This is a genomic window from Arthrobacter rhizophilus (assembly GCF_026241105.1).
In the GTDB taxonomy this organism is placed as follows: domain Bacteria; phylum Actinomycetota; class Actinomycetes; order Actinomycetales; family Micrococcaceae; genus Arthrobacter.
Genome location: NZ_JAPFFT010000002.1, coordinates 1 through 19,628 on the forward strand (window position 1 = coordinate 1; position 19,628 = coordinate 19,628).

The window sequence follows — 19,628 nt, forward strand, 5'->3', positions numbered from 1 at the left end:
CGTAGGTGTTCCCGGCCTTGGTGATCGGACCCTGGTGCCGGGACTGGCCCGAGGAGTTCTCGCTGGGCACCAGCCCGAGGTAGGAGCCGATGGACGAACCGGTGAACCGGGTCCAGTCCCCGATCTCCACGGCCAGCCCGAACGCGGTCGTCATCTGGATGCCGCGCAGGCACATCAACGCCTCAATCACCGGGGAGTAGCCGGACGCCGCGGCCGTGGCCGCGACCTGCTTATCGATGCGCGCAAGGTGCCCGGCGAGCAGCTCGGCCTGCTCGAGATCGGCCTGATAGGTGAACTGCAGCGCCGGTTCCCCGAAGTGCTGGCGGTGCAGCCACAGGCTGTGTTCCTTCGTCCACCGGGTGTCCTTGGGGTAGCGGATGCCGTGGCGCAGCAGGACGGCGTTCACGTGCTGGCGGGCGTGCGCGAGGTCGCTGGCCGTGCCCGAGCGCAGCCGGGACAGGTCCCGCAACGCTTCTTCCTCCACGTCCGGGATCCGCACCTCGGTCACCGAGCCCACCGCGAGCATCTCGGCCAGCACCCGGGCATCCCGCCGATCGGTTTTAATGCGGTCCCCGGGAGCGCGCAGCAGTTTCGAGGACGCCGCGACCACACAGTTGATGCCCGCTGCCCGCAGGTACCGGGCAAGGACGAACCCGGTAGGGCCGGACTCGTAGACGACCTTGACGCCCGGGCCGAACCGGCGGACCCATTGCAGCACCATCGCAGGGTCAGCAGCCATGGTGTGGGTGTTGATCTCACCCGTGCCCGGGTTCAGCGCGTGGCCCACCACGTTGACCGCGTGAACATCCAGACCAATGAAAGTATGCTCGAACATAGCCGGGACCTCCCAAACCTCACATGTGGCACTACCATTGCACTCCCCGGGGAGCCGTCAGGCCAAGGGAGCCGTCAATGGCAACCCACGGCCCTGTGAAACAGAAGGCCCCGGCCCCCATACCCGCTTGCCCTCACGTTCCCCGTCCGGGATAGAGGACATCACCGCCGGGGTTCCAGGCCCCCGCAGCGCCGCCCTCCTCGCGGGAGTCAACGCATCACACCAAGCCGGCGCTGCGGGACCGCCCCGGCGATAATGGCCCCGGCCCGGACGGGCAGGATCTGCCTTCACTTCATATCCTCTAGCCCTTGCGGCTGCGCATCGCCACTACCTCTTCGGCCACCGCCAACAATTGACGGGCCGATTCGTCCCAGTTGAATTCGGCCGCGCGTTCCACTGAACGGCGGGAGCGCGCTTGCCACAGCTCCTCGTCTTCAAGGGCCCTGACGGCCGCAGCAAATTCGGCGGGCGAATCCGGGTGCACATAGCTCACGGCATCCGCACCGACCTCGCGGAAGATGGGAATGTCGCTGGCGATCACGGGAGTGCCAAGTGCCATGGCCTCAACCAGGGGCAGCCCATAACCTTCCGCCTTGGATAGGCTGACCAGGGCAGTGGCGCGGATCAACAGGGAATCGTACTCGGCATCCGTGACGCCGTTGTGGAATTCGACCCGGGCACCCGGCGGCACCAGGGGCTCGAGCTCGGCACGGCGCTGGGGGGTGATCCTGCTCAGAAGATGCAGCGTGAATCCGGGCAAGTCAGACATGCCCTGGATCATTGTCTCCACGTTTTTGTACGGCATGAACGAGCCCATGTAGAGCAGGGACTTCTCGGCGCCGCCCTCCGGATCGCGCGGCGTCTGGCCTGGTTGTGGTGCGTTGCCCACGATCCGCACAGGCCGGCGGGTCAAATTGAACTTCGCCATGAGCGACTCAGTGGTGTGGCTGATGGTGGCTACGACGTCCGCCCGATTAAGCAGCAGGCGCTGCGGCCAGTAGGCCTTGTGGTAGAGCCGCCACAGCAACCGGACGGGTGCCGGCAGGAAGCCCGGAGGGGCCGGGTGCTCATAGTAGATGAGGTCGTGCAGGGTCAGGACCAAGCCATACTTCCGGCCCAGGGTTCCCATGGTCTGCATAGGGCAAACCACCACGTCGGCGCCGAGCTTGTTCACTTCGCGCGCCACGAATAGTTCGCGCGGCGACAGCGGGCTGCTGATGAGCACGTAGCGGACGTCCGGAAGGAGCGCCAACTGGCGTTTGTCGCTGATCAGCATGGTGACATCCGCGATCTTGGACGTCGCCGCTATGAGGCTCGAACCGTAGCGGCTGATGCCGTCGTGATGGTCCGTGCGGGTGAAGCGGGCGTCGATGACGATTTTCACGCGGGGTGTTCCTCCAGGAAGCTGCGGATGGCGGCGGCGGCCGGCGCCGGTGTCTCGTAATGGATCAAATGCCCGACGTCGGGAATCACTACCAGCGCGCCGTCGGGCAAGAGCTCCAGCAGTTTGTGCTGGTCCCGGAGCAGCGCGATCTCATCCTTTTCGCCGGCGACCAGCAACACCGGAAGGTCCAGTTGGCTGGCGACCTCGGCTACATGGCTGGACACGGAGGCCCGGAAGGACTCCAGAAGGCTGGCGCGGTCGGCGAAGGCGGAGAAGTACGCATCGTGCTGCCCATGGACGAAGGCACGGAGTTCCTTGTCGCGGGTCTTGGCCATGGTGGCGCTCATGACGCGAACAATCAGGCGGCTGCGCAAGACGGCGAGTCCCAGCCTGCGCGGGAGCTTGGCAGAGACCTGGTAGTACATGACTGCCAGCTTGGTCATGAGGCCCTTTGGCCCCTCGAGCGCGGGGGCCGCGATGGGATTAACCAGGATCAGTGGACGGATCGCACCCGGGTTCGAGGCGGCGAAGTGGCTGGCGACGATGGATCCGAAGGAATGACCGAGCAAAACCGTGTCCGGCCCCAGACCCAGGGCCGCCATGAAGCCGGTGATGAATTTTCCATAGCGTTCCACCGTGTGGGGGTCTCCGGCAAAAGGTTCCGAATTGCCGAAGCCTGGAAGGTCCGGCATGATGATCCGCATCTCGGGCAAATGGTCTGCCACCCGGAGCAGGCCGTGGTGGTCGCCGCGGAAACCATGGATGACCAGGATGGTTCGTGTGGTCGCTGTCGCGGCGACCGGTTCGTAGCACCAATACGCGACGTTGCTGCCGTCAAGATCGATGTCCGAGGCGCTGGTCCGGGACGCCAGGGCCTTGCTGAAGAACTCCCGTGGGGAGGCTGGGGTGGGTTCGGGGGAGTGGGTGTCCACTTGTTCCATTCGAGGGGTCCTAGTTGACATTGTCCGGGTGTGACCCGGTGCGGTGGTGGCGTTCGAGGGTGGCAAGGCCGTCCATGTCTTCGGTGTCAAGCTCGAAGGCGAAGACATTGAAGTTCTCCTGGATGCGTGCCGGGGTGCTCGCTTTGGGAATCACGATGTTCCCCAGCTGGAGGTGCCAGCGGATGATGATTTGTGCTGGCGTCTTGCCATACTTGTCCGCCAGCGCGCGCACGGCTGGATCCTGGAGGACCTGTCCGCGCCCCAACGGGCTCCAGGCCTCGGTGCGGATACGCAATTGCTCGTGCAGGATCCGGAGCTTTGGCTGCTGCAGCCATGGGTGCAGTTCAATCTGGTTCACAGCGGGAACCACTTCGGCTTTCTGCATCAGCGATTCGAGGTGGGCCGGCTGGAAATTGGAAACTCCGATCGCGCGCACGCGGCCTTCACGGTACAGGGTCTCCATGGCCCGGTAGCTCTCCTGGAACAGGCCGCGGCCGGCGCAAGGCCAGTGGATCAGGTACAGATCGACGTAGTCCAGGCCGAGATTGGCCATGGAGTTATCGAAAGCCCGGAGAGTGGAGTCATAGCCGTGATCGTCGTTCCAGAGCTTCGTCGTGACAAAGACGTCTTCGCGCGAGAGCGAGTGCGTGCCCTCCCCGGAGCCTCCGGTGGTGCCTTCCACACCGGCCGGGGGTATCACGGCGCTGCCTATGCCGCGGCCTACCCCGGTCTCGTTGCCGTACATTGCGGCGGTGTCGAAGTGCCTGTAGCCGGCGCCTAGCGCGGTGGCGACCACAGAAGTGGCGTCCGCCGGTGGCACCTTATAGAGCCCGAACCCCAACTGGTCAATCAAGACACCGTTGTTGAGACTGAGCCTAGGCGAGGGTTTCATAGCCAAGACTCTACCTACCTCGATGCCGGGAATGATTCAGGACCAGCCAAATATTCAGGACAGGCCCCCGAAGCTCACCAAGCGCTTTGCGGTGGCCTCATCCAGGATCAGATCCGTAGCCAGCCTAGCCGCCAATGCACCCCGCAGGCCGCTGATCTTGGATGCGCCCGAAACGACGCAGATGCGGCGCCGGACCTGCCTCAGTTGCTCGTGGCTTGGACCGGTGGAACGTTCGTTGAGGGTGATCCCGTCGGAAGAGCCGTCGGCACGGAAGAAGACGGTGGCAACGTCCCCCACGACGTCGGAGCTGGCCAGCAGATTCAAGTCGGATTCATCGAGGTAGCCGCCCGCGTAGACGTGGCTGGGATAGTCCGAATGGACCGACCCGACACCGAAGATCGCGATACTCATCCTCGCTTGGAGGTCGAGCACGCGTTGGACGCTGCGCTCATTCCACATGGCGGTCTTGGTGGAAGCGTGGTCGAAGAAGGCGGGCACGGGGAACTGTTCCACCCGCGCGCCATAGGCAATGCCGAAACGGCGCATGATGTCACTCGCGTAGGTGATGCCGGTAGTCTGCATGTTCCCGGCGCCATTGAGCTGCACGATAGTGCTGCCGTGTGTGATCTTGCGGGTCAAGTGCCTGCTGACGGCGCTGATGGTCGCACCCCAGGCCACGCCGATAATGGCGTTGGAATCGACAAGTGGACCGATAGTGCGTGCTGCCTGCATCGCCACCCGGTCAAGGGTTTCCGCCTCGTTCAAGGTGTCCAGGACAGGGACCACGTGTACGTCGACGCCGTAGTGGCTGCGGATCATCCGTTCCAGTTCGGGGGCGGAGTCAAGTGGACTCCGGATTTGGATCTGCACCAGTCCCGACTCGCGGGCCGAGGACAACAACCGGGAAACCGTTGAACGCGAAGTCCTAAGTTCGCGGGCGATGGCGTCCATCGTGAGGTCCTGGAGGTAGTACATCTGCGCTGCCCGGAGGGCCTCTGAATGTCGTACGCGTGGCATCTGGATTCCGTTCTGCACGTTTGTGCAAATAGCTTGATTTCATTTTCCACTCTTTCGAAGAATAGTTGTGCAAGGTGCGCCGTCAAGTGATGCAGCGCTCATACCAAAGCCCAAGGGAGCAGTTTTGGGACACACCAGCATTTCCGGTTCCGCAGCAGGATCACCACGTCGAACCTCCGCTTCGGCACTTCGCGAACGGCCGAAAGCCCAGGTGCTGATCATCGGAGGCGGGATCAACGGCGTCGGCACTTTCCGTGATCTGGCGCTGCAGGGAGTGGATGTCGCACTCGTGGAGCGCGGTGACTACTGCCAGGGCGCCAGCGGGGCTTCGTCCCACATGATCCACGGCGGTATCCGCTACCTCGAGAATGGGGAATTCCGCCTCGTGCAGGAATCCGTGGTCGAGCGCAACCGCCTCCTGAAGATCGCCCCGCACTACGTGAAGCCGTTGCAGACAACCATCCCCATCTTCAGCACCTTTTCCGGGATACTGTCCGCCCCCGCACGCTTCCTCACGCACAAGCAAGGCAAGCCGACGGAACGTGGCGCCTTCCTCATCAAGCTCGGACTGAGCATGTACGACTTCTTCTCCCGCGACGGCGGCAGCGTGCCGCGCCATCAGTTCCGCGGCAGGGGAAAGGCACTTGCGGAGTTGCCGCGGCTGCACCCCGGCATCAAATACGCAGCCACCTACTTTGACGCCTCCGTGCACAATCCAGAGCGCTTGACGCTCGATGTGCTCCAGGACGGCGAAAAGGCCGGCATCGGAAGTGACCTGCCCGGTGGCAGCGCACGCGCCAGCAACTACGTCTCCCTCGTCTCGATGGACTCTGCCTCGATGGACTCCGCCGCCGGCGCGGCCAGCGCCGTTTTGCTGCGCGATGAACTTACCGGCGAAGAATTCAGCTTCCAGGCCGACGTCATCGTCAACACCACCGGTGCCTGGGTGGACCTCACCAACAAGGCCATGGGGGCCGCGAGCCGTTTCATGGGCGGAACCAAAGGCTCCCACATTGTGCTGGATCACCCGGAACTGCTTGCGGCCTGTGGGGGCAGGGAGATCTTCTTTGAGCACACTGACGGACGGATCGTCCTGATCTATCCGCTGGGTGACCGCGTCCTGGTGGGCACCACCGACGTCGACGCCGACATGGCCCAGGACGCCGTGTGCACCGAAGCCGAGATTGACTACTTCTTCGACCTGGTGGGGCACGTCTTCCCATCTATCACGGTGGACCGCAGCCACATCGTCTACAGCTTCGCCGGGGTCCGCCCGCTGCCGCGCCACGATGATACCCAACCGGGTTTCGTGTCACGCGATTACCGCATCGAACGGAGCGAGCGTCCGGCCTCCGGTGCCGCAGCCACCCAAGGCGGCAAGCCCGGCGTCGTCCTCTCATTGATCGGCGGAAAATGGACCACCTTCCGCGCCCTCGCCGAACACCTGAGTAACGATGTCCTCCGCGAGCTGGGCATGGAACGCAAGGTGTCGACGGCGAAGCTCGCCATCGGCGGCGGCTCCGGCTTCCCGGACAGCGAGGACGGCATCCAGGACTGGGTCAAGAAGCACATGGCTCCCGGCCTCGACGCCGATCGCGTCAGCGGCTTGCTGACCCGCTACGGTACCCGTGCCGAGGATGTCATCGCGTTCCTCAAGGCGGGCGAGGACCGGAAACTGCGTTCCACGAACGAACTCAGCGTCCGGGAGTTGGAATTCATGGCTGCCAACGAACAGATCGGGCACCTCGTGGATGTCCTTATTCGCCGCACCTCGTTGGCCTTCCGCGGACTCGTGACAGGGGAGCTGCTCAACGAAATCGCCGCGGTCCTCTCCGGGCCGCTTGGCTGGGATTCGGCGCAGCATGACGCGGAAATCCAACGCGCACAGGAGGTGCTTCAACGTTTTCATGGGGTGACTGTTCACAGCCTCGTCGCATGAACGTAATGTACGTCACATCAGCTTGATTGTCCGGCCATGAAGCCGCGACACAAGGGTTGCGGTGCTCCGCTCCGCCAGGGATCACCGCAACCGGGACGGCGCTAACAGACGCCGGACCAACGGCCCCCAACAAATCTGCGGGGGCTGACAACAGAAGAAAATGAGGAGTCAAAGATGTCTCTCGGAATTGTTTTCCTTTCCGAAGTGTTCGGAACCGGAATGCTTACCCTGCTCGGTTGTGGCGTTGTGGCAAACGTCGCGCTGAAAGGCACAAAGGGTAACAACGGCGGGTTCCTGATGGTGAATTTTGGCTGGGGCATCGCTGTATTTGCTGGCGTATACGTGGCGGCTATGTCCGGCGCGCACCTGAACCCGGCCGTCACGCTTGGCCTCTTGGTTGACGGCAAGGCCGAGTTCGCCCCAGGGGTAGCCGTGAGCGCGGCGTCCACGTTCACCTACTTCGGCGGAGAACTGACCGGCGCCTTCCTCGGCGCCATCTTCGCGTGGCTCGCCCACAAGCAGCACTTCGACGCCGAGCCGCTGGCAGCAAGCAAACTCGCGGTGTTCTCCACGGGTCCGGCTATCCGCTCATACCCCTGGAACCTCGTAACAGAAATCATCGGCACTTTTGTGCTTGTCTTCGTGATCCTGACATTCGGCGGCACTCCGTCCGGCCTCGGACCGCTCGCAGTGGCCCTGCTCGTCGTAGGTATCGGCGCGTCCCTTGGCGGGCCCACGGGCTATGCCATCAACCCGGCCCGTGACCTCGGTCCGCGCATCGCCCACGCCATCCTGCCAATCAAGGGCAAGGGCTCCAGCGACTGGGCATACTCGTGGGTTCCCGTGGTCGGACCGCTCCTGGGCGGAACCATCGCGGGCCTGGTTGCCCACTCAGTGCCGATCATGGCGACCATCGCCAAGTAGTACTCCGCTCAACACCTATCCCGCATCCACACCCAAGCAATCAGACAAGGACGTCAAAATGTCGCAATACGTCATCGCCATTGACCAGGGAACCACCAGCTCGCGCGCCATCGTTTTCGACCACTCGGGAAACATCGTTTCCTCCGGCCAGATGGAACACGAACAGATCTTCCCCCAGGCCGGATGGGTGGAGCACAACCCGGTCGAAATCTGGGACAACACCCGTGAGGTCATTGGCTCGGCGCTCTCCAAAGCGAACCTGACCCGGCATGACATCGCCGCCGTCGGCATCACGAACCAGCGCGAAACCGCCGTCGTGTGGGATAAGAACACGGGCGAACCCATCTACAACGCGATCGTCTGGCAGGACACGCGTACGCAGTCGATCGTGGACGAACTGGCCAAGGACGGTGGACCCGAGCGCTTCAAGCAGAAGGTCGGCCTGCCTTTGGCAACCTACTTCTCCGGGACCAAGATCAAGTGGATCCTGGACAACGTTGAAGGCGCGCGAGCCAAGGCTGAAGCCGGGGACCTCATCTTCGGCAACACCGACTGCTGGGTCCTGTGGAACCTGACCGGCGGCGTCGACGGCGGCGTGCACGCCACGGACGTCACCAACGCCTCGCGCACCATGTTCATGGACCTCGACACCTTGCAATGGGACCAGGACATTCTGGACGCGTTCGGCGTGCCGGCATCGATGATGCCTGCCATCAAGTCCTCTTCCGAGGTCTACGGCACCGTGCACACGTCCCAACTGCTGCGCGAGGTGCCCGTCGCGGGCATCCTCGGTGACCAACAAGCGGCAACCTTTGGCCAGGCGGCGTTCCAGGCCGGCGAAGCCAAGAACACCTACGGCACCGGCTGCTTCCTGATCTTCAACACGGGCGAGGAGATCGTCCACTCGAAGAACGGCCTCCTGACCACATTGGGCTACAAGCTGGGCGATGCCAAACCGCACTACGCGTTGGAAGGTTCCATCGCCGTCACGGGTTCGCTGATCCAGTGGCTGCGCGACAACCTTGGCATGATCAGCTCAGCTCCCGAGGTGGAGACGCTTGCGGCCGGCGTCGAGGACAACGGCGGCGTGTACATTGTTCCGGCGTTCTCCGGCCTGTTCGCCCCGTACTGGCGCGCCGACGCCCGCGGAGCCATCGTGGGACTGACCCGTTTCGCCAACAAGGGCCATATCGCCCGCGCAGCGTTGGAGGCTACTGCGTTCCAGACCCGCGAAGTGCTCGACGCCGTCAACGCGGACTCGGGCGTTCCACTGACCGAGTTGAAGGTCGACGGCGGTATGGTCGCCAATGAGGCGCTCATGCAGTTCCAGGCGGACATCCTGGGCGTCCCCGTGGTCCGTCCGAAAGTCGTGGAAACCACGGCCCTGGGTGCGGCGTACGCGGCCGGGCTCGCGGTCGGTTTCTGGAAGGACCTCGGCGAACTCAGCGCCAACTGGGGCGAGGACAAGCGCTGGGAGCCGCAGCTTCCGGCCGAAGAGCAGGAGCGGCAGATGCGCCTGTGGAAGAAGGCTGTCACGAAGTCCATGGATTGGGTAGACGAGGACGTTAAGTAAGTTCAACCGTCGGTTGAAGGAGGCCGCACTTGCCCCGCCCGTCCCCAGCTGCTCCCAACGCTCGCAAGCTCGCGTCGGGGCCCTCGCAGCTGTGGGCCCATCGCGGTGCCCACCACACCCGGGCGAAGTGCGGCCTCCCTCAACCTTCCCCTCCTTGCCGCGTCTGTTCCGTGTTTGCACACAACACATGACAAAGCGGTAAGGTGGCTTTATGCGTGCGATCCTTCTGCTTAGCTAGCCGCCCGGTAAACGTCGATTCTTAGACAACGCGAACCGAGCGGCCGCCCCTCCTTGCCGAGGGGCTTTTGTGTGTCCGGGACCTTCCGGGGCCGGAGCAGGAGGCAAAACCGTCATGGAAGAACAGAAGAGGGCAGCAGTGAGCGTTCAGCCGGAGACAGAAACCGGAGCACAGTCAACAGTGGCAGGCGAGACGCCCGAGGAGGGTGTCTACAGCTTCGCCTCGATGGAGGCCAAGTGGCCGCAGGTCTGGGAAGACCTAAAAGTCTTCACCCCTGTTGATGACGGATCCCGTGAGCGGCGCTATGTCCTGGACATGTTCCCCTACCCTTCAGGCGACCTCCACATGGGCCACGCCGAGGCTTTTGCCATGGGCGATGTGGTGGCACGCTACCTCCGGCAGAAGGGCTTCGACGTCCTGCACCCCATCGGCTGGGACTCCTTCGGCCTGCCGGCAGAAAACGCCGCCATCAAGCGCAATGCCCACCCCAGCGAGTGGACCTACGCCAACATCGACACGCAGGCTGCATCGTTCAAACGATACGCCATCTCTGCGGACTGGTCCCGCCGGCTGCATACTTCGGACCCGGAGTACTACCGCTGGACACAGTGGCTGTTCAAGCGTTTCTACGAGCGCGGTCTGGCCTACCGTAAGGATTCCCCGGTCAACTGGTGCCCGAAGGACTTGACCGTCCTGGCCAACGAACAAGTGGTCAACGGTGCTTGCGAACGCTGCGGAACCCCCGTGACCAAGAAGTCGCTCAACCAGTGGTATTTTAAGATCACTGAATACGCTGACCGCTTGCTGGATGACATGTCCGAGCTCCAGGGGCACTGGCCCGAGCGAGTGCTGGCGATGCAGCGCAACTGGATAGGCCGCTCCGAGGGTGCACACGTGCGATTCGCCATCGAAGCCACGGACGGCCGCGCCGAGCGCGGGGTCACCGTCTTCACCACCCGCCCGGACACCCTGTATGGGGCAACGTTCTTCGTTGTCGCCGCAGACGCCCACCTGGCGCTGGACCTGGTCACACCCGAACACCACGACGCCCTCATGGCCTACCGCGAAAAGGTCAAGGCCTTGTCGGACATTGAGCGCCAGTCCACTGAGCGCGAGAAGACCGGTGTGTTCACCGGCCGCTACGCAATCAACCCCCTCAACGGCGAAAAGCTGCCGGTCTGGGCCGCTGACTACGTGCTTGCCGACTACGGCACGGGCGCCATCATGGCAGTCCCTGCCCACGACCAGCGCGACCTCGATTTCGCCCGGGCCTTTAACCTGCCGGTGCGTCCGGTGCTGAACACCGGTGGGGAAGATCCCGTGGAAACCGGCATTGCGACCGCCGGCGAAGGCACCCTGATGAACTCCGGCGAACTGGACGGTCTGTCCAAGGCCGAGGCCATCCCTGCAGCCATCGACATCCTGGAAAAGCTGGGCACGGGGGAGAAGTTCGTCAACTTCCGCCTGCGAGACTGGCTCCTGAGCCGGCAGCGCTTCTGGGGTACTCCGATCCCCATCATCCACTGCGCGGAATGTGGCGAGGTGCCGGTACCGGACGATCAGCTGCCTGTGACCCTGCCTGAAAACCTGCGCGGAGAAGCGCTGTCGCCGAGGGGCACGTCTCCTCTCGCTGCGGCACTGGAATGGGTCAACGTCGAGTGCCCGAACTGCGGACGGGCCGCCGAGCGCGACACGGACACCATGGACACGTTCGTTGACTCGTCCTGGTACTTCTTGCGCTTCGTCTCCCCGCATTACACCGAGGGCCCTTTTGATCCGGCCAAGATCAACGCCTGGATGCCCGTCGGGCAATATGTCGGCGGCGTGGAGCACGCCATCCTGCACCTGCTTTACGCCCGCTTCTTCACCAAGGTCATCCACGACATGGGTTTGCTTGAAGCGGACGAGCCCTTCAGCGCCCTGCTCAACCAGGGACAGGTCCTCAACGGCGGCAAGGCCATGAGCAAGTCCCTCGGCAATGGCGTGGATCTTGGCGAGCAGCTGGACAAGTTCGGCGTCGACGCCGTTCGCCTGACCATGGTCTTCGCGTCGCCGCCCGAGGACGACGTCGACTGGGCCGACGTCTCGCCGTCGGGCTCGGCGAAGTTCCTCGCCCGTGCGTGGCGCCTTGGCAAGGACGTCGCGAGCGAACCGGGTGTCGATGTCTCCACCGGTGACCGCACCCTCCGCACCGTCACCCACCGGACCATCGCCGACGCCGCAGAGCTGTTGGACAACAACAAGTTCAACGTCGTGGTGGCCAAGCTGATGGAGCTGGTCAATGCGACCCGCAAGACCATCGATGCCGGTGCCGGTGGTGCAGATCCCGCGGTCCGTGAAGCCGCCGAGGCGGTAGCGATCATCCTGAGCCTCTTCGCGCCGTACACGGCCGAGGACCTGTGGAACCAGTTGGGCCACCCGGCCTCCGTGGCGAATGCTGGCTGGCCGTCCCATGATGCCTCCCTTCTTGTCCAGGACACTGTGACGGCTGTCGTGCAGGTTCAAGGAAAGGTCCGCGACCGCCTCGAGGTGTCGCCTGACATCAGCGAAGACGCGCTTCGCGAGCTCGCCTTGGCGAGCGAAAACGTACAGCGGGCACTCGATGGCCGTGGCATCCGCACGGTGATCGTGCGCGCGCCTAAACTGGTCAACATCGTCCCGGCCTAGCCGGGAATACGGCCGCCGGTGTTCGCCGGCGGCCGGCCAGCAGCCCAGGAGGCACCGTTGACGGACCGCGAACCACCCGCATGGTTGTGGCTCAAGGAACGTTTGGCCCGCCTGCGTCAGTCCACGACGCCGGGTCGCGCCGGAGCTGAACCGCCGCCTGCCGCCGTGCGGACCGCCGTCGTCACTGACTCGGCAGCCGCGCTGCCGGCCGAATGGGTCAAGGCGTTCGTTGCGGACGGGCGTCTCGCCGTCGTACCGATGCCTGTCATGGTGGGCGAAGAAATCTACGGCGAGGGCGAAGACGACATCACCGAGACACTGGCGCTGGCTTTAGCGGCCGGATCGTCGGTGAAGACTTCACGTCCTTCACCCGGGCAATTCGAACAGGCTTACCTCGCCGCGCAGTCTCGCGGCTTCGAGGCTGTCGTCTCCATCCATATTTCCGCCGAGTTGTCCGGCACCGTCGATGCCGCCCGGTTGGCTGCACAGCGGGTTGCAATCCCGGTGGAGGTCATTGACTCGCGCACCGTGGGAATGGCGCTAGGCATGGGTGTCCAGAGTGCTCTCGTTGCCGCAGCAGACGGCCGTTCGGCCACGGAAGTCCGTCGCTTTGCCGAGGAGCGATTGGACCACACCAAGGTCTATTTCTACGTGCCGAGCCTTGAGCAGCTAAGGCGCGGCGGACGAATCGGCACTGCTGCGTCCTTGCTCGGAACAATGCTGTCCATCAAACCGATCCTGTCGGTCGACGACGGCAAGATCGTGCCGCTTGAGAGGGTGCGTTCGGCGGCTAAGGCCGTCGCTCGGCTTGAAGAAATCGTTGCTGCGGATGTCAATTCCCGGCCTTCGGGACAATCCCGGCTGGCCGTGCACCATTTTGGAAACCTTGCAGAGGCCGAACGGCTGGCGTCGCGGCTGGGGGAGAACTGCTTGGGATGCCCGCCTGCACAGATCAGTGCCCTGCCTGCCGTTCTGGCAGCTCACGCAGGCCTCGGCGTTTTGGTGGTGGTCGTTGGGGAAAGCAGTACACCTGGCGTCGCGGCAGCCGGTTCCAGCGCGAGCAGTTCCGCGGCAGGCGAAGACCTCGCGAAGCCGTCCGCCGGCGGCGACTGAAAAGTACTGCCAACTCCGCGGACATGTCACGGCCGCGTTCGCCTTTCCCATGGTTGAGAAGATCCGAGCCAGGGCGCACGGTATTTATGAACGGCGTGCCCGTCAGGCATACATGTAGGAGAGCTTCTCGTTGTGGATGAACCCCACAGTCTTCTGCGAGTGCACACCGCTCAGGAACCGAAGAAAGTCCCGCTTGCTTCTCTCCGTCAGGCCGGGATCGACCTTTGGACCCGTCACCTTCTCGCGAAGGCGGCCACTCAGCTGGCCCCGCTCATTTTCGTACTCTTCGATGTAGCACTTCGTACTCTTGATCTGGCTCACGTTCGTTCTAACTGTGGTCGACCGTTCGACTTTATCGTGAGTGTCCGGACTTCTGGTCGACTATGTGACAGGGCGCAGCGTGGGCAGGCACGGCCCTGGTTACGGCTCCATGCCGGCGTCCCCCAGGATGTCCGAACATGTCTCTGCGGTTTGATCCATCAATTGGCGGGATCGACCCTCATCCCATTCCCACCCCGGGAGCTGCAGCCGTGTCACTGCGCTCCTCCTTGCTTGCTGAGCTATTCGGCGTTCTCGGGGCTAGCGCTGCGTGATCCCGGGTCATCACAAGGTCGTAAACGCAAAGCGGATGTGGAAGTAGTTGGTCAGCGTGCACGTCTCGGTACATGAAGCAATGTTGACGTGGCAGCAACCCCCCAACGTGCAAAGGCCAGCGGCGACCTCGTTGGGCAACGGCCGAAGATGCGTGCCGGTTTTCGCGTCACGGTAGGTACCGCATGCCAACCTAATAGCGGAAGACCCACAGGGTTCATTGGGGGCAACCCGTGGGGAGCGGATCAAGGGGTGGATCGTCGGGAGACCACCTGAAGCAACGAGTACGTGGCAGACAGGAAAGGAGAAGACATTGAACAGCATCAAAACTATAGGTAACCGGATTGTCCGGGCCATGCGTGGAAACGTGCTTGTCCGGCAAGAGCCCAGGCGCATGAAGCACTGGCGGCCGCCCAGAATCCCCGCTCTTCTCTTGAGCTCGATCGTGGGCAGCCTCGGAGTGGTGCCTGCCCACGCTGAGCCTGCCAAGCGACTATCCTCCCGGCCACCGGTCCAACGACGCCATCGCGTAAGAACCGGGCAGCCGCGGCCGGCCCGGCGACTTCCCAACGCCGGTCGGGGTTGTCCCCTCGCTCGTTCCTGGCCCAGGCCGCGACCCATCTGAGCCTCGACTTTGTTGCCGAAGCCGCGAAACGCGACGGCGGATCCTTGGCACAGATGGCATTCACCGATTATCCGGACGCGGACGGCGGCCATCACGAGCTAGTATCGACAATCGGGGCGATCATCCTAGTAGGAATCGTTGAAAACGATATACGAGAAACTCAGTGACAAAGATCGAATTCACGTATATGCTCCGATCAATTTCAATATTCAGGGGATTCGATGAAGCATTCTTCGTTGCTGAAATTCACTTTTTGCTTATTTTTCGTAGGCTTGATCACAACTTCTTGCGCGTCTGGCCCGGTCGGCAAAGCCGGCACAGCGGTACCCACTCCGCCTCCGATCAGTTCCGCAACTCCACAGGTATCCTGCGCGCCTTTTCTTCCGTCTGCTCCGTGCTCTCAATACGTCAGCATTTCGGGAACTTCGAATGGCGTCACTCTCCCGTGGGTAGCCGCTGGCGGGCTTACGGTGGAGCTGAATTCTGTGAATGGTGGACTGGAGTTCACCGCGAAAACTCCCTGCAATCCGATCAGCGGACCAGCAATGATCACAGGGAGCACTCTCATTGTTGAAAAGCTGGCGCTCGGAGCGGTTGGATGCGTCGGCGACCCCGCTGAACAGGAAAAGTGGGTTGTACAGTTCCTGAAACAGCCTATTGAAATGGCCTTTAATCAGGACACTTTGACATGGAAGGACGGAACCGACACTCTCAAATTCAAAAGCAAGTAACGACCACGCTGAGCGGATCAGCGTCCTAATTGCTGACGCCCGCTATAGCCAACCTAGCAAAATTAGATATCGATGAACTAATCAAACCTGGGGGTAAATTGAAGTTCTTATCGCTTGCTGTTCGCGCATCGGTGGCCATTTTGCTCGTCTCAACCGGAATCGGTGGTAATGCCGCGGTGGCGGCTACGACCTCGCCGGACAGCCCCTTCTGGGTCAAACGAGATCGATCGCTACGCCGAGGCTTACGGTTTCCGTGTGCTGGCCGTGAACCCTTGGTCGCTGGCCCCGCCCTAGGTGTCGAGTATGGTCCGGCGTCTGCCGGGTCTGCTGATCCCGCACCAGCGAGGGCTGGGCAACAGCCCATGGATAACAAGCATACGAGTTCCGCTGGCTAAGTCGAGGGCAACTGGGACTACGTGGATAACTCCAACGCGCTGTACCGATCCGCGTCATCGACCGCATGCTGCTGGCGAAGCTGCCTGAGACGGGGGAGAATACGACTGGCGTCGACGTAAGCCGCGAGGGCAGCGACTGCACGGTGTTCAGTCCGGACATAGGCGACGTTCCGGCGGACCTGTACGAGCCAGATGTCGACCGCACCGATACTGCTCCGATCTCCGACCTGTTGCCGACGCGTCCCCGTGTGCAACTGATCCTCCACAAGGCCTCTTGATGGTGACCTTTTCCACATAGAGTCGATGCCGCCTGCCACGGCGGGGTGGGCAGTTCTAGGCTCGATCGTATGCCACGCAGGAACGGTGCCGCCTCAGCCAACGACGCCGCGAATGCTGCGCGTCGACGGTTCACGGCCCGTCTTGGACCGCCCCTGGCTGGCGAGCATAGTGCTGAGCTGGGAGGCGCCGGACAGGTCGAACTTCAACGGGGCCACGACGGTAGGGACCCGTTACTGCCCTTACACCCGTTGCTTGAGGGCAACACTGGGACTTCCCCGTCCGGCTACTCTTCCGGTGAACCAGATTCCGGCGATTCAGGCGTCTCTGGCGAATCGTTGGCTCCTCCGCGGCTTCGTTGGCGCACGCCGAGGCGAGTGGCTGTCTTGCTGACCGTTCCATGCTTGCTGTTGCTGTTGTGGTTCGCCTGGCAGGCGTGGACGGCCCAGCCAACGGTCGAGCCCATGGTCCGCAGTTCGCTAGCTGGTGCAGCCCCACGCGTTGGTGGGAGCACCGCCCAGGATGACTCGCCCGAGTCGCGGCGCGGCCAGCTTACTGTCCACGTCGCCGGTGCCGTGAAGAACCCCGGAATCGTCACGTTGCCGGCCGGAGCACGAGTGTTTGATGCGATCGCCGCTGCCGGGGGCGCGGAGCCGGCCGCCGAACTGAACAGCCTCAACCTTGCGGCCGTAGTGCAGGACGCTGCAAAGATCCATGTTCCGCGGGCAGGGGATGCCGTTACCACCCCAGTGGCTGGAGCTGCCGGCGGGGCCGCGGGCGGAGGGGGTGGCGGGGGAACTTCGGGAAGCGGAAACTCGGGATCCGGAGCCTCTGCGGGAGGAAAGCTCAACCTCAACACCGCGACGGCGGAGGAACTCGATGCCCTGCCAAAGGTTGGTCCGGTCCTGGCCAAGCGCATCGTGGAGTGGAGGCAGCAGCACGGTCCGTTTGCGGCGGTGGAAGATCTGGACGCCGTAGACGGCGTCGGCCCGAAGATGATGGAATCCCTGCTGCCCTTGGTGACGGTCTGACATGGCCGACGATCGGGTATGAAGGGAGCCGGGCAGGCAAGCGCCGCGCGATCGACGCCGTCGGGGCGCGAGGACGCCCATGGGAACCGTAGCCGCATCGACCTGCGGCTGGTCCCGTCCGCCACACTCACGTGGGCCGTATCCCTCTCCGCTCCCTTCTTGCCGTCGTCATGGATAGCGGCCCTGTGTGCGGGCCTGTGTGTTGTCGCGGGGCTTCTGCTGGGAGGCCGGCGTCGGCGAATCCCCCAGATTCGGCAAACCGCTCCGCGGCGCCCGGAGTCGAGACGCCCGGAAGCCCGCGTGGGCGGTAACCCACGTTCGCGCTCAAGGACCGTTGCCGCCACCCTGGCCGTTGCGTGCTTGTTCGGTGCGGCCGTGGCGGCCCATGCGGCAATGGATGCGGGACCGCGCCAGGGCGGCCCCGTCGCTGAGGCCGCGGCATCCCGGGACTCCGTTGTCATCCACGTGCTAATCGTGGGAGAGCCCCGCGAACTGGGCACCGGCTCGCCTGGATCGGGACGGTGGGCAGTTCCGGCAGAAGTGATGGACATAGCAACCGATGGTCAGTTGATCCGTTCCCGCACAAGAATTCTGCTCACCGGGGGGCAGGGCTGGGATCAGGTCACAACGGGCGACGAGGTCAGAACCGCGGGGAAGCTGAAGCAGGCAAAAGCAGGGCAGTTGGAGGCCGGCGTTCTCGCGGCCGCTACACCTCCTATGAAGCCGGACGCGCGGCATGACCTCGACGCACAGCACCGCGCCAACGCACAGCCCAGGCTGGAAACGGAGGGCGTTATGCCGAAAGGTCCGGCGCAGTTGAAGAAGCAATTCGCCTCTGCTGCCGAATGGTTGCAGGGCGACGCCGCTGGTCTCTTGCCCGGAATGGTCACGGGCGACACCACCGGTCTGGACGAAAGTCTGGAAGACGCGATGAAAACCACCGGCACCACTCATCTCACGGCCGTCAGCGGCGCGAAAAGTCGCAAGGGGTATACTTCTACTCATGAAAGCGGCTATCTACACGCGAGTCAGCCAGGACCGCAACGGGCGCGGGCGTTCTGTCGAGGAACAAGAGGCCGTTTGCCGTGACCTCTGCCGACAAAACGGCTGGGAGATTGCAGGCCTGTACACCGACAATGACCGTTCGGCGTCCAGGTATGCGCGAAAGGGGCGCCCGGATTTCGAGCGGCTCATGTCCGAGCTTGACCAAGTCGACGTCATTGTCACCTGGGAAGCCAGCCGCGCTACTCGTGACCTGAACGTCTACACGCAGATGCGCGACGCATGCCGCAAGGCCGGCGTGAAATGGGCCTACAACGGGCGCGTGTACGACTTCGAGCGAACCGACGACTCGTTCACCACCGGCCTAGACATGCTCGTTGCCGAGCGCGAGTCAGGAGAGACGTCGAAGCGGGTCCAGCGGGCCGTCAGAGCTCAAGCGAACGCGGGCAAGCCGCACGGGCGGATCCCCTTCGGATACACGCGCGTCTATGCCCCAGACACAGGCAACCTCCTACGTCAGGTGCCACACCCCGAGGAGTCCAAGCTGATCACTGAGGCAGCTGACCGCGTCTTGGCGGGGGAGAGCATTTACCAGATTGCCAAGGACTTCAAGACGCGCGGTCAGTTCCGCCTGTCGGACCTCAGGATTCAGAGGCTTCTGCGGAGCCCTACCTACGCGGGAAAGCGCGTATACCGCGGCGAAGTCCTCCGCGATGCCGATTGGCCCGCGCTGATCGACCCCGAGCGGTGGGAAGCGCTCCAGGGCATCCTCGGCTCGCCCGACCGGACCAAGTTCCACGGCACCGAACCGGCGCACCTGCTGACCGGCATAGCGAAGTGTGGCGTCTGCGGCGGCCCGATTGTGCGCCTCGTGAACAGGGGCAAGTACCCGACGTACATTTGCAAGGAGCGCCACTGCGTCGGCCGCGCGCAAGGCCCGACGGACGAGACAGTCGTCGCCGTCGTGAAGAACGTCCTCACGCGCCCCGACGCGCTCCAGGCGATCCACGCCCACGCCGATCCCGGCATCAGCGACGCGGCCAACAAGGTTCAGGAGCTTGAGGCGCGGCTGGAATCCCTCTACGAGCAAGCCGCCACCGGCACGCTGAGCGCCGCGGGCCTCGCGAAGGTGGAATCATCCATCTTGAGCCAGCTCGACGCCGCACGCGGGCGCCTACGGGCGATGTCCGCACCGAAGAAACTCACGATAGCCGACCCTGCCGCGACTGCGGCACGCTGGGACAAGCTGCCAGTCCTCACACAGCGCGAGATCGTCCGCGGACTCATGGAGGTACGCATCATGCCGGCCCGTGCCCGAGGCGTCCGCTTCGACCCTCAGAGCATCGACATACAGCAGCGCTTCTAACGCCCTTGGAAAGCCCATTCCGATAACGGTTCGGTAACGATCCGAAATCATCGTGGCATACCGTGGCATGCCGTAGCATGCCGTAGCC

17 protein-coding genes are annotated in these 19,628 nt (G+C 63.5%); 9 read left to right on the top strand and 8 right to left on the bottom strand.

Features of this window, described 5'->3' with window-relative positions; all coding sequences use genetic code 11:
- From OOZ51_RS02495 to OOZ51_RS02515, 5 genes are all read right to left on the bottom strand, one after another.
- Window positions 1–835, bottom strand: an 835-nt coding sequence (locus OOZ51_RS02495; RefSeq protein ID WP_265977319.1) for an IS110 family RNA-guided transposase, incomplete at its 3' end; no start/stop codon positions are given.
- A 301-nt stretch (window positions 836–1,136) separates the two neighbouring features.
- Complete coding sequence (locus OOZ51_RS02500) at window positions 1,137–2,219, bottom strand: glycosyltransferase family 4 protein (RefSeq protein ID WP_265977320.1); 1,083 nt, start codon at window positions 2,217–2,219, stop codon at window positions 1,137–1,139.
- Window positions 2,216–3,160: an alpha/beta fold hydrolase gene (locus tag OOZ51_RS02505; protein WP_265977321.1), complete on the bottom strand. Its 945-nt coding sequence runs from the start codon at window positions 3,158–3,160 to the stop codon at window positions 2,216–2,218. The genes OOZ51_RS02500 and OOZ51_RS02505 overlap by 4 nt, the downstream gene beginning before the upstream one ends.
- Window positions 3,161–3,170: 10 nt before the next feature.
- A complete protein-coding gene (locus OOZ51_RS02510; RefSeq protein ID WP_265977322.1) occupies window positions 3,171–4,052 on the bottom strand; it encodes an aldo/keto reductase in 882 nt (293 codons plus the stop codon).
- A gap of 54 nt (window positions 4,053–4,106) precedes the next feature.
- Entirely contained in the window at window positions 4,107–5,069 is a 963-nt protein-coding gene (locus OOZ51_RS02515; protein WP_265977323.1) for a sugar-binding transcriptional regulator, read from the bottom strand.
- Window positions 5,070–5,193: 124 nt separating this feature from the next.
- On the opposite strand from OOZ51_RS02515, the gene OOZ51_RS02520 reads away from it, so the two are divergent.
- The 5 genes from OOZ51_RS02520 to OOZ51_RS02540 all read left to right on the top strand — a co-directional run bounded on the left by OOZ51_RS02520 (window position 5,194) and on the right by OOZ51_RS02540 (window position 13,523).
- Complete coding sequence (locus tag OOZ51_RS02520; RefSeq protein WP_265977324.1) at window positions 5,194–7,008, top strand: glycerol-3-phosphate dehydrogenase/oxidase; 1,815 nt, start codon at window positions 5,194–5,196, stop codon at window positions 7,006–7,008.
- A gap of 174 nt (window positions 7,009–7,182) precedes the next feature.
- Complete coding sequence (locus OOZ51_RS02525) at window positions 7,183–7,932, top strand: MIP/aquaporin family protein (RefSeq protein ID WP_184735076.1); 750 nt, start codon at window positions 7,183–7,185, stop codon at window positions 7,930–7,932.
- Between the two features lie 58 nt (window positions 7,933–7,990).
- Window positions 7,991–9,505, top strand: a complete 1,515-nt coding sequence (gene glpK / locus OOZ51_RS02530) for a glycerol kinase GlpK (RefSeq protein ID WP_265977325.1) — start codon at window positions 7,991–7,993, stop codon at window positions 9,503–9,505.
- Window positions 9,506–9,881: 376 nt separating this feature from the next.
- Window positions 9,882–12,410: a leucine--tRNA ligase gene (gene leuS / locus OOZ51_RS02535; protein WP_265977638.1), complete on the top strand. Its 2,529-nt coding sequence runs from the start codon at window positions 9,882–9,884 to the stop codon at window positions 12,408–12,410.
- Window positions 12,411–12,467: 57 nt separating this feature from the next.
- Complete coding sequence (locus OOZ51_RS02540; RefSeq protein ID WP_265977326.1) at window positions 12,468–13,523, top strand: DegV family protein; 1,056 nt, start codon at window positions 12,468–12,470, stop codon at window positions 13,521–13,523.
- A 102-nt stretch (window positions 13,524–13,625) separates the two neighbouring features.
- On the opposite strand, the gene OOZ51_RS02545 is transcribed toward OOZ51_RS02540, so the two are convergent.
- Window positions 13,626–13,844, bottom strand: coding sequence for a hypothetical protein (locus OOZ51_RS02545; protein WP_265977327.1), 219 nt, complete (start codon window positions 13,842–13,844; stop codon window positions 13,626–13,628).
- 1,365 nt (window positions 13,845–15,209) lie between these two features.
- Between OOZ51_RS02545 and OOZ51_RS02550 the strand changes: the two genes are divergently transcribed.
- Complete coding sequence (locus OOZ51_RS02550) at window positions 15,210–15,470, top strand: META domain-containing protein (protein ID WP_265977328.1); 261 nt, start codon at window positions 15,210–15,212, stop codon at window positions 15,468–15,470.
- A gap of 412 nt (window positions 15,471–15,882) precedes the next feature.
- Here the strand turns inward: OOZ51_RS02550 and OOZ51_RS02555 are convergent, their stop codons facing one another.
- Window positions 15,883–16,131 carry a hypothetical protein gene (locus OOZ51_RS02555; protein ID WP_265977329.1) on the bottom strand — a complete coding sequence of 83 codons (249 nt, stop codon included), beginning with the start codon at window positions 16,129–16,131 and terminating at the stop codon, window positions 15,883–15,885.
- A gap of 81 nt (window positions 16,132–16,212) precedes the next feature.
- On the opposite strand from OOZ51_RS02555, the gene OOZ51_RS02560 reads away from it, so the two are divergent.
- Window positions 16,213–17,172, top strand: coding sequence for a ComEA family DNA-binding protein (locus OOZ51_RS02560; protein ID WP_265977330.1), 960 nt, complete (start codon window positions 16,213–16,215; stop codon window positions 17,170–17,172).
- Window positions 17,173–17,496: 324 nt separating this feature from the next.
- Here OOZ51_RS02560 and OOZ51_RS02565 read toward each other — a convergent pair whose 3' ends face one another.
- Window positions 17,497–17,637: a hypothetical protein gene (locus tag OOZ51_RS02565; RefSeq protein WP_265977331.1), complete on the bottom strand. Its 141-nt coding sequence runs from the start codon at window positions 17,635–17,637 to the stop codon at window positions 17,497–17,499.
- A 78-nt stretch (window positions 17,638–17,715) separates the two neighbouring features.
- On the opposite strand from OOZ51_RS02565, the gene OOZ51_RS02570 reads away from it, so the two are divergent.
- Together OOZ51_RS02570 and OOZ51_RS02575 are read left to right on the top strand one after the other, a co-directional pair.
- On the top strand, window positions 17,716–18,261 hold the full coding sequence (locus OOZ51_RS02570; RefSeq protein WP_265977332.1) for a ComEC/Rec2 family competence protein: 546 nt from the start codon (window positions 17,716–17,718) through the stop codon (window positions 18,259–18,261).
- Complete coding sequence (locus OOZ51_RS02575; RefSeq protein ID WP_265977333.1) at window positions 18,176–19,540, top strand: recombinase family protein; 1,365 nt, start codon at window positions 18,176–18,178, stop codon at window positions 19,538–19,540. Before OOZ51_RS02570 ends, OOZ51_RS02575 begins: the two co-directional genes overlap by 86 nt.
- Window positions 19,541–19,628: the final 88 nt, after the last annotated feature.